10 protein-coding genes and 2 rRNA genes are annotated in these 14,858 nt (G+C 66.3%); 8 read left to right on the top strand and 4 right to left on the bottom strand.

The genetic code is table 11. The features are described from left to right. The first annotated feature begins 3 nt into the window (after positions 1–3). A 5S ribosomal RNA gene (gene rrf / locus NJD74_RS12420) occupies positions 4–118 on the top strand. Between the two features lie 131 nt (positions 119–249). Further along, a 5S ribosomal RNA gene (gene rrf, locus NJD74_RS12415) occupies positions 250–364 on the top strand. Positions 365–1,004: 640 nt separating this feature from the next. Here the strand turns inward: rrf (NJD74_RS12415) and NJD74_RS12410 are convergent. Together NJD74_RS12410 and NJD74_RS12405 are read right to left on the bottom strand one after the other, a co-directional pair. Further along, entirely contained in the window at positions 1,005–2,735 is a 1,731-nt protein-coding gene (locus tag NJD74_RS12410; RefSeq protein WP_319624272.1) for a M28 family metallopeptidase, read from the bottom strand. A gap of 54 nt (positions 2,736–2,789) precedes the next feature. Then, entirely contained in the window at positions 2,790–3,452 is a 663-nt protein-coding gene (locus NJD74_RS12405; protein WP_046272917.1) for a hypothetical protein, read from the bottom strand. A 52-nt stretch (positions 3,453–3,504) separates the two neighbouring features. On the opposite strand from NJD74_RS12405, the gene NJD74_RS12400 reads away from it, so the two are divergent. Together NJD74_RS12400 and NJD74_RS12395 are read left to right on the top strand one after the other, a co-directional pair. Beyond that, positions 3,505–4,875, top strand: a complete 1,371-nt coding sequence (locus NJD74_RS12400; RefSeq protein WP_319624275.1) for a peptidoglycan DD-metalloendopeptidase family protein — start codon at positions 3,505–3,507, stop codon at positions 4,873–4,875. Positions 4,876–5,002: 127 nt separating this feature from the next. Beyond that, complete coding sequence (locus tag NJD74_RS12395) at positions 5,003–6,523, top strand: S41 family peptidase (RefSeq protein ID WP_319624271.1); 1,521 nt, start codon at positions 5,003–5,005, stop codon at positions 6,521–6,523. Between the two features lie 156 nt (positions 6,524–6,679). Here NJD74_RS12395 and NJD74_RS12390 read toward each other — a convergent pair whose 3' ends face one another. Next, on the bottom strand, positions 6,680–7,372 hold the full coding sequence (locus NJD74_RS12390; RefSeq protein ID WP_019186003.1) for a rhomboid family intramembrane serine protease: 693 nt from the start codon (positions 7,370–7,372) through the stop codon (positions 6,680–6,682). A 226-nt stretch (positions 7,373–7,598) separates the two neighbouring features. Between NJD74_RS12390 and NJD74_RS12385 the strand changes: the two genes are divergently transcribed. Together NJD74_RS12385 and NJD74_RS12380 are read left to right on the top strand one after the other, a co-directional pair. Continuing rightward, positions 7,599–8,942: an outer membrane protein transport protein gene (locus NJD74_RS12385; protein ID WP_070426471.1), complete on the top strand. Its 1,344-nt coding sequence runs from the start codon at positions 7,599–7,601 to the stop codon at positions 8,940–8,942. A 184-nt stretch (positions 8,943–9,126) separates the two neighbouring features. After that, complete coding sequence (locus NJD74_RS12380) at positions 9,127–9,771, top strand: hypothetical protein (protein WP_019186001.1); 645 nt, start codon at positions 9,127–9,129, stop codon at positions 9,769–9,771. Positions 9,772–9,863: 92 nt separating this feature from the next. Here the strand turns inward: NJD74_RS12380 and putA are convergent, their stop codons facing one another. Next, on the bottom strand, positions 9,864–13,103 hold the full coding sequence (gene putA, locus NJD74_RS12375) for a bifunctional proline dehydrogenase/L-glutamate gamma-semialdehyde dehydrogenase PutA (RefSeq protein WP_319624270.1): 3,240 nt from the start codon (positions 13,101–13,103) through the stop codon (positions 9,864–9,866). A 276-nt stretch (positions 13,104–13,379) separates the two neighbouring features. Here putA and NJD74_RS12370 point away from each other — a divergent pair, with 276 nt between their 5' ends. Together NJD74_RS12370 and coxB are read left to right on the top strand one after the other, a co-directional pair. Continuing rightward, the gene (locus tag NJD74_RS12370) at positions 13,380–13,856 is read left to right on the top strand and encodes a DUF2244 domain-containing protein (RefSeq protein ID WP_019185999.1); all 477 of its coding nucleotides are present in this window, start codon (positions 13,380–13,382) and stop codon (positions 13,854–13,856) included. A gap of 11 nt (positions 13,857–13,867) precedes the next feature. After that, on the top strand, positions 13,868–14,809 hold the full coding sequence (gene coxB, locus NJD74_RS12365) for a cytochrome c oxidase subunit II (RefSeq protein ID WP_102788905.1): 942 nt from the start codon (positions 13,868–13,870) through the stop codon (positions 14,807–14,809). The last annotated feature ends 49 nt before the right edge of the window (positions 14,810–14,858 follow it).

The following is a 14,858-nucleotide window of genomic DNA, read 5'->3' as shown; positions in this document are numbered from 1 at the left end:
CTCCCTGGTGAAATTAGCGCTGTGGAACCACCCGATCCCATCCCGAACTCGGAAGTGAAACGCAGCTGCGCCGATGGTAGTGTGGCCTAAGCCATGCGAGAGTAGGTCATCGCCAGGGTTTTTACCCCGAAAACCCCGCTGCTCACGCAGCGGGGTTTTCTTTTATTGCAGGCACCTGGTTTTTGCAGGTATCTGTTTCTCGGAAGAGACCTCTGCTGAGCTGGCGCATCGCGCTGCTCCAACCGTCTCCCTGGTGAAATCAGCGCTGTGGCACCACCCGATCCCATCCCGAACTCGGAAGTGAAACGCAGCTGCGCCGATGGTAGTGTGGCCTAAGCCATGCGAGAGTAGGTCATCGCCAGGGTTTACACCCAAAACCCCGCTGCTCACGCAGCGGGGTTTTTTTGTCCTTCTCCCAACGGATGGGAGCGTCTCATTTCACGTGCCACAGCAGATGAGCACGGTCATGCAGTAGTGCGGCGGGTCTCGCTAAGCAGTAGTGCGGCGGGTCTCGCTGGGCAGTTCTGCGGTTTGGGAATGGTGGCGTCTCCGCTTGCATCTTCCGCGAGCGTAAGGCCCGCGTAGCGACCGGCAGGCCCCTCGGCAAATGTCCCCCGGCCGCCGCCTGACGGCGACGCCCCCCTCCTTGATTTTGCCCAGGCGCCTACCGGCCGCTACGGCGCTCCGCGTGCTGTGTGAGGACTGACAAATCAATCCACACTCGCTGATCGCGCTGCTGCTGTGCGGCGCCAGTGGTCTCCATACGTGGGTCGCGATGCCCTTGTGGGCGAACTCAAGGAGGAGGGGGCGGCCACAGGCCGATCCCGGGGGACATTCGCCGGCAAGGGTATCGCGTCCCAACGCCCGACCAACCCAGCCGCCGCCGCGCTCGGAAAGCTGCCGCACTTCATGCTCGCCCGGCGGAGAGGCAAAGACCCAAAAAAACGGCGCCCCGAAAGGCGCCGTTTTCATGAAACAGAGATCACATCAGCTAGAACGACCGCTCAGCGCGCAGACTCCGCGGCCGGCGCCTCAGCGCCCTTGCCCTTCATCATCGCATCGCGTGCCGCCTTGAACGGATTGCCTTCGTACCAGTTCGGCCAACGATCGCCGCCGGCCAGTTCCTTGCCAACCCCGTACAGCAGCTGCAGGTCCTCGACCGTGCCATCCAGCTTCCAGGTGGCCGGATCGAACTCATCCTTCGGGCCGTGGTAGCGGTTGCTGCCGTAGTCTTCAGCGGCCTTGCGGCCCGCCTCCACACCGCCCTCGCGCAGATCCTCACCACCGTCGGCATACAGCGCCGGCACACCGGCCTTGGCGAAGTTGAAGTGATCCGAACGGAAGTAGAAGCCGCTCTGCACCGCGGTCTCGCCGTGCAGGGTGCGCCCCTGATTGGCCGCCAGCGGCTTGAGAATGTCCTCCAGCTCGGAACTGCCGAAACCGGTCACGGTCATGTCCTTGGCACGGCCGGCCACCGACATCGCATCGATGTTGATCACACCGGCGATCTTGTCCAGCGGGAAGGTCGGGTGGCTGACGTAGTACTTCGAGCCCAGCAGGCCGGACTCTTCCAGCGTCACCGCCAGGAACACCACCGAACGCTCCGGTGCCGGCTGCTGGTGGACCATCGCGTCAGCGACTTCCAGGATGCCGGCCACGCCGGTCGCGTTGTCGACGGCACCGTTGTAGATGTTGTCGCCCTGCTCACCCTCGTGCTTGCCCAGGTGATCCCAGTGCGCCATGTACAGCACGGCCTCGTCGGCGCGCTTGCTGCCGGGCAGGACGCCGACCACGTTGCGCGACTTCTTCTCGGCGATGGTGCTCTTCAGGTCGAAGGAGACCTTGGCCTTCAGCGGGACCGGCTTGAAGCCGCGCTTGCTGGCATCCTTGTAGGCCTTGTCCAGGTCCAGGCCGGCCTCGGCGAACAGCTGACGCGCGGCCTCGGCGCTCAACCAGCCCTGTGCGGGCAGGCGCGCTTCCGGATCATCCTTGGCCGGCAGGTCGTACTGCGGGCCGGCCCACGAGTTCTTGACCACATCCCAGCCGTACGACGCACCGGCGGTGTCGTGCACGATCAGTGCGGCGGCGGCACCCTTGCGCGCGGCCTCTTCGAATTTGTACGTCCAGCGCCCGTAGTAGGTCATGCGCTTGCCGTCGAACAGCTTCTCGTCGTTGACGTGGAAGCCGGGGTCGTTGACGAACATCACGACGGTCTTGCCCTTCCAGTCCTGGCCGGCGTAGTCGTTCCACTTCTGCTCCGGTGCGTCCACGCCGTAGCCGACGAACACCAGATCGCTGTCCTGGACCTTCACCTCCGGCTGGCCGCTGCGGGTGCCGATCACCATGTCGGTGCCGAACGTCAGCTCGCGGGTCTTGCCGGCCTGGTCCAGCTTGAGCACGGTCGACTCATCGGCGGTGGTCTCGGTCATCGCCACGTCCTGGAACCAGCTGTCGCCGTTGCCCGGCTGCAGGCCGATGCGCTGCATCTGGTCGCGGATGTAATTGACGGTCAACTCTTCGCCCTTGCTGCCCGGCGAACGGCCTTCAAACTCATCCGAGGCCAGGGTCTTGACCAGCTCGGCGAAGTCGCCGGCATTGATCTCGGGCGAAAACGCATGGCCCGGCGCGGTCGGTGCCGCGTCGGTGGCGGGGGCCGCGGTGGGCGCGGCGGATTCGCCCTTGCACGCGGTCAACGCAGCGGCAGCGGCAAGGCACAACAGAAGTTTGCGGGGCATCATCGGTTCCTGGAACGGGAAAGGCGGGTGCGCGCGGCACCAGCAGCCACAATATCAATCCTGCGGTGCGGTGTCGGTATCGAAGGGAACAGCCACCGCGCCACTGACCGGTCCGACGCGGGCCGTGCGGTGCACGTACAGGGTGACCTCGCGCTCGAACTGCAGCGGTCCGTTGACCGACGCGTTCGGGCCGATGATCACGCGCGGCTTGCGGCCGGGCGTCAGCGACAGGTTGAAGTTCGGTTTCTTGACCTCGATCCCGCCCTCCACCTGCGAGCCCACGCCAACGGTGATGTCTCCGTTGACGGTCTCGATGCCGCGCGCCACGCGCGTTTCGACCAGGCCGATGCTGCCGTTGACGGTTTCAAGGCTGCCGTCGATCTGGGTACCACGGTCCAGGAAGATGCCGCCGTTGACGGTGTCCACGCCGCCGCTGGCAATCACTTCGCGTCCGACCCGCACGCTGCCATTAACCGTGGATATACCCCCGGTGCGCGCGCGATCAGCCACGCGGATGCCGCCGTTGACGGTTTCGATACGACCCGTCACAGCGCCTTCGGCGACCTTGATGCCGCCGTTGACGGTCTCCAGATTGCCGTAGGTCTGACCGGCTTCGGCGGAGATGCTGCCGTTGACCTTGCTGATGTTGTCGCTTGCCAAGGCCGGCGCACAGGGCAGCGTCAGGGCCAGCAGCAGCGGGAGCAGGGAGCGTTTCATGGGAACCTCGATGGTGGAGCGCGGCTGGCAGGCCGCCTGCAGGAATGTCACCATGCATCGTTGCAATCCGCATCTGCCTGAAGTCACTGGAAAGCCCTTGCGCCACAACGCCTTTTCCTCACGCCGGGATAACAATCCGACCGATGGACGCGGTCGCACGCAGTGGCTGAGCCCGGCGTTGCGTGCCCTCGTGCTGGCAGTGGCCGTGCTCGGCGCCAGCCCGCTGGCCGCGCAATCGTCCAAGGAGGCCGAGCGCAAGCTGCAGAAGCTGCGCAGCGAGCTCAAGGGCGTGGCCCAGGAACGGCGGACGCTGGAAGGCCAGCGTGGGCAGGCATCGCGCCAGCTGCGCGAAGCCGATGAGAAGGTAGCCCGCACCGGGCGCGTACTGGCCCAGACCGAAACCGCGCTGCAGCGCGAAACCCGCGCCATGAACGAACTGCAGGCCAAGCGCGATGCGCTGCAGGCCGGCTTGGAACAGCAGCGCACGGAGCTGGCCTCGCTGCTGCGCGCGGCCTATCGCATCGGCAACAACGCACCGCTGAAGCTGCTGCTGTCGCAGGACCGTGTTGCCGATGCGAACCGCAGCCTGGCCTACCACCGCTACCTGCAGCGCGAGCGCGCGCAGCGGATCCAGTCGCTGACGGCCGACCTCACCGAACTGCAGCGCGTGGAGACGGAGATCGTCGAACGGCGCAAGGCGCTGGAAGGTACCCGCCAACAGCAGAAACAGCAGGTGGCCACGTTGGCCGATGACCGCCGCGAGCGGGCGGCCACGGTTGCCACGCTGGATGAGCGCTACAAGGACCGCAGCGAGCGAGAGAAGGCGCTGGGCCAGGACGCCAAGGCACTGGAAACGCTGCTCGCGAATCTGCGTGCCGCCGCTGCACGTGCCGAGGCGGAACGTCGCGCTGCCGCGCGCCGGGCCGCCGCGGAAAAAGCCGCTGCCGAGAAGGCTGATCGCGCTGCTGCCGCCAGTGGCACGCGCCCGCCGCCGCGGGCGACCAAGACACCCCCTGCGGTCGCTTCCGCACCGGCCCCGAAGGTGGGCGGCCTGGGCTGGCCGTTGTCCGGCAATCTGCTCGCCCGCTATGGCGGCAAGCTGCCCGATGGCCGCACCAGCAGCGGCGTGCTGATCGGCGCGCCAGCGGGCAGCACGATCACCGCCGTCGCCGATGGCACCGTGGTGTTCTCCGACTGGATGACCGGCTACGGCATGATCCTGATCGTCGACCACGGCAACGGCTACATGAGCCTGTACGCCCACAACGACACCCTGCTGCGTGATGCGGGCGCCACGGTGAAGAAGGGCGAGGCCGTGGCCAAGGTCGGCAACTCGGGTGGGCAGGGCGTGACCGCGCTGTACTTCGAGCTGCGCCGCAATGGCCAGCCGGTCGACCCGGGCAGCTGGCTGCAGCGGCGATAAACCGCGCACAACAGCAACGCACCGCCAAGGGCGGGGTTCAACGGGAATTTATCGTCGCTTCGCGCATAATCGGGCGACGCACCACGGTGCGTGGCTCAACCGTCCCCCGCTCATCCTGGAGTGCTTCATGCGCGTAGCCCGTTCCGCCACCTTGCTGCTGGCTCTGTTGCCCGCGGTGTCCTGGGCGCAGCAGACCGCCGAAGCGCCGGCACGCGGGGCCGATGCGGCCACCACGGAAGAAGCGGTGACCTCACGGGTTCCGTTGGAAGAGATCCGCCGCTATGTGGCCGTGTACAACGCGGTGCGCGCCGCCTACGTCGACCCGGTCGATGACAAGAAGCTCATGCAGTCCGCCATCCGTGGCCTGCTGCTGGATCTGGATCCGCACAGCACCTATTTCGACAAGGAAGACGCCGAAGCCTTCGATGAGCAGGCTAACGGCGCCTACGACGGCATCGGCGTGGAGCTGCAGCAGCAGCCCGACAACAGCAGCCTGAAAGTGATCTCGCCGATCGACGACACCCCGGCCGCACGCGCGGGCATCCTTGCTGGCGACCTGATCATCGCCATCGACGGCAAGCCGATCAGTGCGATCGAGGCCACCGAGCCGCTGCGCGGCGTGGCCGGCACCAAGGTCGTGCTGACCCTGGTGCGCGAAGGCAAGCCCAAGCCGTTCGATGTCAGCGTCACCCGCGAGACCATCCGCGTGACCAGCGTGCGCAGCCGGATGCTTGAACCCGGTTACGGCTACATCCGCCTGAGCACCTTCCAGGCCGACACCGGTGCCGATTTCCAGAAGCACGTTGCCCAGTTGCAGCAGCAGGCCGGTGGCAAGCTCAAGGGGCTGGTGCTGGACCTGCGCAGCAACCCGGGGGGCCTGCTGACCGCCGCCGTGCAGGTGGCAGACGACCTGCTCGAGAAGGGCAACATCGTCAGTACCCGTGGCCGCATCTCGATCAGCGATGCCCGTTTCGATGCAACGCCGGGCGATCTGCTCAAGGGCGCGCCGGTCGTGGTGCTGGCCGACGCCGGCTCGGCCAGTGCCTCCGAGGTGCTGGCCGGCGCCCTGCGCGACAACGGCCGCGCGCGCGTGGTCGGCAGCCGCACCTTCGGCAAGGGCTCGGTGCAGACCGTACTGCCGCTGGACAACGGGGACTCGGTGAAACTCACCACCGCGCGGTATTTCACGCCGAGCGGCAAGTCGATCCAGGCCACCGGCATCATTCCCGATGTGCTGCTGCAGCCGGAAAAGCGTGCTGGCGATGACGACCTGCCGGCCAGCCTGACCGACTACAGCGAAGCCACGCTGCCCGGGCACCTGCGCGGTGACGAAGAAGGCACCGAAGGCTACAAGGCCGGTGACGTGTTGCCGGGCGATGGTCCGATCAACGATGCCCTGGCCGAGTTGAAGCAGCCCGGTTCGGTACTGGCCAGGCAGAAGGCGGAGGCGGCGAAGAAGCCGGCGGCAAAGTCGGCAGGGGCAGCGGTGGCAAAGCCTGCTGATGCAACGGTCAAGCCGGCAGAAACGAAACCTGCAGAGACCAAGCCGGCAGAGACAAAGCCGGCCGAACAGCCTGCGGCTGCACCGGCTACGCCCGCACCGGCCAAGCCGGAAGCCCCGGCCTCGACGGCACCGATCAAGCCCTGATCGGTAGTGCCGGCCGCTGGCCGGCTCTGCATGAAGCCCACCAGGTAGTGCCGGCCGCTGGCCGGCTCTGCTCGAATCCAACCCTGCGTGGAGCCGGCCAGCGGCCGGCACTACCCGTTGGCCGATCTGTCGGCCGACCCGCTTCCGGTCATGCCCTCAAAACCCGTGCCGCTTGCGCAGCCGCCGCGCGATCGCCGCACGCACATACACGCCATAGCCGAGCCCGAACACGAAGCCGGCGATGTGGGCCCACCAGGCGACCATGCCGAACGTCGGGCCGATGTAGGCGAAGACCACCTGCAGCGCCGCCCAGACACCGATCAGCAGATAGGCCGGCGCACGCACGAATTCCAGGAACAGGCCCAGCGGAATCACCACGCCCAGCCGCGCGCCCGGGAACAGCGCCAGATAGGCGCCGATCAGGGCCGACACCGCGCCGCTGGCCCCGATGATGATCTGGTCCGGGCTGCCCATGGTGTAGATCGCGGTCAGATTCGAGATCGCCCCGCCGACCAGGAACAGCAGCATCAGCCGCCATGGGCCCAGCACGCGCTCGGCCGGCAGCCCGAAGATCAGCAGGAACACCAGGTTGCCCAGCAGGTGCGACCAGTCCGCATGCAGAAACAGCGCGGTGAACAGCCGCAGCACGCTGCCGTCCTGCAGGGTCGCCCACCAGTCCAGCGGGTGGGTCAGGCCGGTGGAAAGCGCGCCCCAGTCCATCCACAGGCTGCGCCGGGCGTCGTCCGGCCGGGAGATCGACCACAGGAACGCGACCCACAGCGCCGCGAACAGCAGGGGGGTGGCCCAGCGGTAGGCGGCTTTCTTGCGGGAGGGGGTCGACACGAACATGCGGGCACTAGCCTAGCGCGGAGGCTGACCTGACGGGGATATGTCGTGTTCAGCATGAATAGCCACAAGGGCGACGCACGTTATTGTTTCATTAACCGCTCTCGGTATACTCGCATACGGCGTCGTATGTCGGGAGGGGAATCCGGCGCGTTGTCCTGACCCATCAAGGGGAGGGGCGGCGCAGGCGCGCGTTGCCAACATCACCGCTTTCCGGAGAGAACCAACAATGCATACCGCTTCCACTCTTGCCCGCGTCACCGCCCTGGCCGTCGGCATTGCCGGTGTCCTGGCCGTGGGCCACGTCCACGCTGCCGCCTTCCAGCTGAAGGAAAACAGCGCCAAGGGCCTCGGCCGCGCCTTCGCCGGCTCCGGCAGCGCCGCCGGCGACGCCTCGATCATGGCCGTCAACCCGGCCGGCATGCGCCAGCTCGAGGGCATGCAGGTTCAGGGCGACCTGAGCGCCATCAGCTTCTCGGCCAAGTTCAAGGGCACCGGCCGCAAGCCGACCGGCCAGCCGCAGACCGGCGGTGACGGCGGCGACGCCGGCATGATCGCCCCGGTTCCGGCCGCCTACTTCCATATGCCGATCGGCGAAAAGGCCCACTTCGGCGTCTCGCTGACCGCCCCGTTCGGCTTCAAGACCGATTACGACAATGGCTGGGTCGGCCGTTACAGCGGCCTGAAGACCGACATGAAGGCCATCGACCTGGGCTTCGCGGCTTCGTATGACGTCAACCCGTACGTGTCCTTCGGTGCGTCCGTGTTCGTCGAGCACCTGACCATCGAGCTGAGCAACCAGATCGACTTCGGCACCGCGCTGGCGCAGTCGCGCGTGCCGGGCTTCGCCCCGGGCAGCGCCGACGGCAAGTTGACCGTGGAAGGTGACAACAATGCCGTGGGCTGGACCGTCGGTGGCTTGTTCAGCCCCGATGAGAACACCCACATCGGCATCAGCTACCGTTCCAAGGTCGAGCACAAGATCACCGGCGGTGATGCCACCTTCGATGTGCCGCAGAACGCTGCTGCCGTGCTGGCCGTCGCCCAGCCGGGCCGCTTCGTGAGCACCTCGGGCAAGGCCACGCTGACCCTGCCGGCCTCGGCCACCCTGAGCGTCACCCACAACGTCAACGACCGCTGGACCGTGATGGGTGATGTCACCCGCACTGCCTGGTCGACCGCGTTCGACCAGGTCACCATCGACTTCGCGTCGGCGCAGCCTGATTCGGTGCTGGAGTTCGGCTACCGCGATACGACCTTCGTCTCGCTGGGTACCGATTACAAGCTGAGCGACACGGTGACCCTGCGTGGCGGTATCGCGCTGGACCAGACCCCGACCACCAACGCTCACCGCGACGTGCGCGTGCCCGATACCAGCCGCAAGTGGCTGTCGCTGGGCGTGGGCTGGACCCCGTCGGCGAACACCGAATACAACTTCGGTTACACCCACCTGTTCACCAAGGATCCGGACGTGATCATCGGTGGCACCACCAACAACCAGGGCAACTCGCTCAACGGCAAGTACAAGGTCCGTGGCGACGTGCTGGCCGCGTCGTTCAACTACAAGTTCTGATCGACGCAGCACTGAACGGTTGAACGCAGCAGCAGAAAACCCCGCGAAAGCGGGGTTTTTTGTTGGTCGCGTTGAGGCGCTTGCGGATCGACTGCCGCAGCACGGTGGGATCCGCGATCACGACGTACAATCCCCGCCCGGACTGCGCCCCTGCCGTCCCGTGTCTACTGACAAGGATCTGTATATGTCGTCTCTGCTGCTGCGCTCCACGCTTGCTCTTGGCCTGGCTGGTCTCTCGCTGCCCGCTATCGCCGCGCCGGAGTTCGCCGCCTGTTTTACCTTGACCCCGGGACTGTCGTGGTCCAGCAGCGATGAAACGCTGACCATCGAGAAGGCCACGTTCGCCGGGCAGGAGGCGATCAAGGTGAGCAGCGCCGGTGGTGGGGTTGGCACGGCCAGCTATTACGACGCCAGCGGGCGCCAGCTTCTCGGCCAGGAGCGCCTGGGCATTTCCGCCTGGGGTGGCGACGCGTCCAGGCCGGTGATGACCGACATCTTCAAGCCTGCGCCGACGTTCCCGCAGAGCGCCAAGCCAGGCGATCGGTTCGAGGTCAACGGCAAGGGCGAGCGCACAAACCATGTCGACGAGACGGTCGAGCCGATCGACTACGACGGCTTCTCCGATTACACCTTCGTCGGCTTCGAAGATCTGGAGACGGAAGTCGGCGACCAGCCGCGGACCTTCAAGGATACCTGCCATGTCACGGCGACCTTCGAAGACAACCGTATCGAGGCGTGGTACGCCGCCGGCTTCGGCCGCATCAAGTTCGAGCGCTACATGGGCAGCGAACTGCTGATGCGCGATGAGATCGAGTCCATCGAGCAGTAGTGCCGGCCGCTGGCCGGCAATCTATGCCAGCTTCCAGGCCACAAAAAACCCCGCTTTCGCGGGGTTTTTCGTTCCACACGGGACGCCGGGAATCAGTCGCCCAGGGTCAGCAGCGAGGCATTGCCGCCGGCTGCCGTGGTGTTCACGGTGACGGTCTTCTCGGTGGCGAAGCGCAGCAGGTAGTGCGGGCCGCCGGCCTTCGGGCCGGTGCCCGACAGGCCTTGGCCGCCGAACGGCTGCACGCCGACCACCGCGCCGATCTGGTTGCGGTTGACGTACACGTTGCCCACGTTGATGCGCGAGGAAATGCGGTCCACGGTTTCATCGATGCGCGAATGCACGCCCAGGGTGAGGCCGTAGCCGGTGGCGTTGATCTGGTCGATCACCGCATCGAGCTGGTCGCCCTTCCAGCGGATCACGTGCAGCACCGGTCCGAAGATCTCCTTGTGCAGCTGGTCCAGGTTCTTCAGCTCGTAAGCACGCGGTGCGAAGAAGGTGCCGTGTGCCGCTTCGTCGCTCAGCGAGGCGGCGGCGATCAGGCGCGCTTCCTTCTCCATGCGCACGGCATGGTCCTTGAGGATCTGCAGGGCATCGGCATCGATCACCGGGCCGACGTCCGTGGAGAGCAGGCCCGGGTCACCGACCTTCAGCTCGGCCATCGCGCCGGACAGCATGGTCATCACCTTGTCGGCGATGTCGTCCTGCACGAACAGCACGCGCGCGGCCGAGCAGCGCTGGCCGGCCGAGGTGAAGGCCGACCCGATCGCGTCCTTGACCAGCTGCTCCGGCAGCGCCGAGGAGTCGGCGATGAAGGCGTTCTGGCCGCCGGTTTCGGCGATCAGCACACCGATCGCGGCGTCGCGTGCGGCCATCGCACGGTTGATCGCACGGGCGGTGTCGGTCGAGCCGGTGAAGGCCACGCCGGCCACGCGTGGGTCGGCGGTCAGCGCGGCGCCGACGGTCGCACCGTCGCCCGGCAGGAACTGCACAACGCCTTCAGGCACGCCGGCGTCGAGCAGCAGCTTCACCGCGTAATAGCCGATCAGGTTGGTCTGCTCTGCCGGCTTGGCGATCACGCTGTTGCCGGCGGCGAGCGCGGCGCTGACCTGGCCCAGGAAGATCGCCAGCGGGAAGTTCCACGGGCTGATGCAGACGAACACGCCGCGGCCGTGCAGCTGCAGTTCGTTGGATTCACCGGTCGGGCTCGGCAGCTTTTCGGCATGACCGAACTGCTCGCGCGCCTGCTTGGCGTAGTAACGCAGGAAGTCGACGGCTTCGCGCACTTCGGCGATACCGTCGGGCAGGCTCTTGCCCGCTTCCTTGACGCACAGCGCCATGAATTCGGGCAGGCGTGCTTCCAGCTGATCGGCAGCGTGCTCCAGGATCGCGGCGCGGCTGGCGGCCGGGGTGCGGTTCCAGGCCGGCTGCGCGGCCACGGCGTTGGCCAGGGCCTTCTCCACGGTGGCACTGTCGGCCGGCTGCCACTGGCCGACGACCTGGCGGGTGTCGGCCGGGTTGGTCACGTTCAACAGCGCAGCGGTCGGGTTGGCACCGGGCACCAGCGGCGCGGCGTGCCACCCGCTCTTACCCGGCGCGGGCACGGCCGCGTTGAGCTGCTCGGCCAGAGCGCGCAGATCGTTGTCGTTGGCGAGATTGACGCCCATGGAGTTTTTCCTGTCATGGTTCTGGCTGCGCAGCAGATCGACCGGCAGCGGGATTTTCGGATGCGGGATGGACGCGAACGAAGAGACCACGTCCACCGGATCGCGGATCAGGTCGTCGATGGCCACGTTCTCGTCGGTGATGCGGTTGACGAAGCTGGAATTAGCGCCGTTTTCGAGCAGGCGGCGCACCAGGTACGGCAGCAGGTCTTCATGCGAACCGACCGGCGCGTACACGCGGCACGGCACGTTCAGACGGTCGGCCGGCACCACTTCGGCATACAGGTCATCGCCCATGCCGTGCAGCTTCTGGTGCTCGTACTGGCCGCCCTTGGCGATCGCCTGCACGGCCGCGATGGTGTGCGCGTTGTGGGTGGCGAACATCGGGTAGATCGCATCGCTGTGCGTGAACAGACGCTTGGCACAGGCCAGGTAGGATACGTCGGTGTTCTGCTTGCGGGTGAACACCGGGTACGCCGGCAGGCCCTCGATCTGCGCACGCTTGATTTCCGCATCCCAGTACGCGCCCTTGACCAGGCGTACCTGCAGGCGACGACCGATGCGGCGGGCCAGATCGGCCAGGTAGTCGATCGTGTACGGAGTGCGCTTCTGGTACGACTGCACGACCACGCCGAAGCCTTCCCAACCGGCGAGCGAGGCATCGCTGACCACCGTCTCAATGATGTCCAGCGACAGCTCCAGGCGGTCGGTTTCTTCGGCATCGACGGTGCAGCCGATCCCATAAGACTTGGCCAGCTGCGCCAGTTCCAGTACGCCCGGCACCAGGTCGGCCATCACGCGTGCGCGCTTGGCATGCTCGTAGCGCGGGTACAGCGCGGAGAGCTTGATCGAGATGCCCGGTGCCGAATTGACATCGCCGTCCGGGCGGCCGCCGCGTGCCTTGTGGTCACCGCCGATCGAGTGGATCGCGCGACGGTAATCCTCCAGGTAACGCTTGGCGTCCTTCATGGTCAGCGCGCCTTCGCCGAGCATGTCGAACGAATAGCGGTAGTTGGCGTTGTCGCCCTTGTGCGAGCGCGACAGCGCTTCGTCGATGGTGCGGCCCATGACGAACTGGTGGCCCATGATCTTCATCGCCTGGCGCACGGCCAGGCGGATCACCGGCTCACCCACGCGACCGATCAGGCGCTTGAACGCGCCCGGCACATCGGCGCGTGTGGCATCGTTGATCTGGACCAGGCGGCCGGTCAGCATCAGGCCCCAGGTGGAGGCGTTGACCAGCACCGAGTCGCTGCCGCCCATGTGCTTCTTCCAGTCCGCGTCGCCGAGCTTGTCGCGGATCAGCTTGTCGGCCGTCTCCTGGTCCGGAATGCGCAGCAACGCTTCGGCCACGCACATCAGCAGCACGCCTTCCTCGCTGCCCAGATCGTACTGGCGCATGAAGGCTTCGATCGCGCCCTGGTCCTGGGCACGCACGCGCACCCGCTTGACCAGGTCGGCGGCGGTGGCCTGCACCCTGGCCTGTTCGGCGGCAGGCAGGCGCGCCTGCTCCAGCAGCTCGCGCACATGGGTGGCCTCGTCCTTCAACCAGGCATCGGTGATCGCCTGGCGGAACGCGTTGGGAACGGCTGGCAGCTCAGGAGAGAGCAGCGGCGGGCGGGCGGCGCCGGACGATGCCGGGGCAGGGGGAAGGACAGAGGATGCAGTCATGCCGGTCGGCTCGTGGAGAACTTGACCATTTTAATCGTTTTTTGGGGGAGTCAAGTGCTTTCCGTGGCTGCGCCCATGCGGCGCATAGCCTTTCATACAGGGGGATTCGGCGGATTCGACCCGGCTGGTATTTATTGTGCCGATTTCGTCAAAACGGCCGCCGCAGCCGATGCTGTGTTGCAACATTCCTGAAACTGTGAATGGACCCTTGCTACTCGCTGGAGAGCGGGGCTACCATCGAGACGTTTCCCGCGGCAGGAAAAACGCGGTTGCGACATGATCGAGGTGCTCATCGCTCCGGACGGATCAGGGACGCAACTGCGGCTGCGTCCCCCACGGGCGCTCGATGCCCGGCAGTTCGTCCTGTTGTTTGCAGTGTTGGCGGGGGTGATGTGGCTGGCGGCCGGCCTGGGCTGGTTCACCGGCAACGTATTCGCCCCCGTGTTTGCTCTGCTGTACAGCGTGTTGCTGGCAGTGGCGCTGCGCACGGTGTGGCGCAGTGGAGAACGGCAGGAAGAGATCCGGGTAGTGCCGGCGTGCGTGGAAGTGATTCCCGCACCCGGGCATTCGCCGGTGTTCAGCGCCCACCCGCACTGGGTGAGGCTGATCGCCGACGAACGCAGAGTCCGGCTGGCATCCAGCGGTAGGCAGGTGGACGTGGGGAGCTTCCTCGCACCGGCCGAACGCCAGGTACTGGCTCAGAAACTAGAAGGCTTGCTCGCGGCCACTGACGGCCGCAACCGACGACGCTAAGGGTCTAGGCAATGAAGCAATGCAGAAAGTGGGGCAGGACGTTCGGGAAGTCAGTGTTGAGCGGGGCCGCGCTGCTGGCGCCGGCCATGGCGTGGGCCCAGGCGGCCGACCCCAAACCGTGGCAATTGAACATGGGCAAGGGGGTGACCCAGAGCTCGCGGTTGGCGTGGGAGTCCAACCTGTTTTCGCTGTGGGTCTGTACCGTGATCGGGGTGCTGGTATTCGGCGCGCTGTTCTACGCGATCTTCAAGTTCCGCAAATCCAAGGGCGCGGTCGCCGCCACCTTCAGCCACAACACCAAGGCCGAGGTCATCTGGACCGTGATCCCGGTGATCATCCTGGTGGTGATGGCCTGGCCGGCCACGGCCAATCTGATCAAGTTCTACGACACCCGCGATTCGGAAATGACCGTCAAGGTCACCGGATATCAGTGGATGTGGAAGTACGAATACCTCGGCGAGAACGTCAGCTTCACCAGCCGCCTGGACCGTGAGTCCGACCGTGTCCGCCAGAGTGGCGTGGTGCCGACCCGCGACAGCCATCCGCATTACCTGCTGGATGTCGACAACCGCCTGGTACTGCCGGTCGATACCAAGGTGCGCTTCGTAATCACCTCCGACGACGTCATCCATGCATGGTGGGTGCCGGCGCTGGGCTGGAAGCAGGATGCGATTCCCGGCTTCATCAACGAGGCCTGGACCAACATCGAGCAGCCCGGCGTGTACCGCGGTCAGTGCGCCGAACTGTGTGGCAAGGATCACGGCTTCATGCCGATCGTGGTCGAGGCGGTCTCCAAGGAGGATTACCAGAAATGGCTCGCCTCCAAGAAGCCTGCGCCGGCCCCTGCACCGGAGGCTGCCCCGGCACCGGCACCGGCGCCGGCCGTCCCGGCCGAGACCACTCCGTCACCGGCCAGCGAGCCGGCCGCGGCAGCAACAGACAGCAACGCCTGAAATCGAGCCGCGTCCGCCAGCCGGCGGATGCGGGTACCACCGGATACAG

This window comes from Stenotrophomonas sp. RG-453, from assembly GCF_033843685.1.
Classification (GTDB): Bacteria; Pseudomonadota; Gammaproteobacteria; order Xanthomonadales; family Xanthomonadaceae; genus Stenotrophomonas; species Stenotrophomonas bentonitica_A.
The sequence above is the reverse complement of the archived record's forward strand: the minus strand, read 5'-3'. Positions and strand labels throughout refer to the sequence as shown.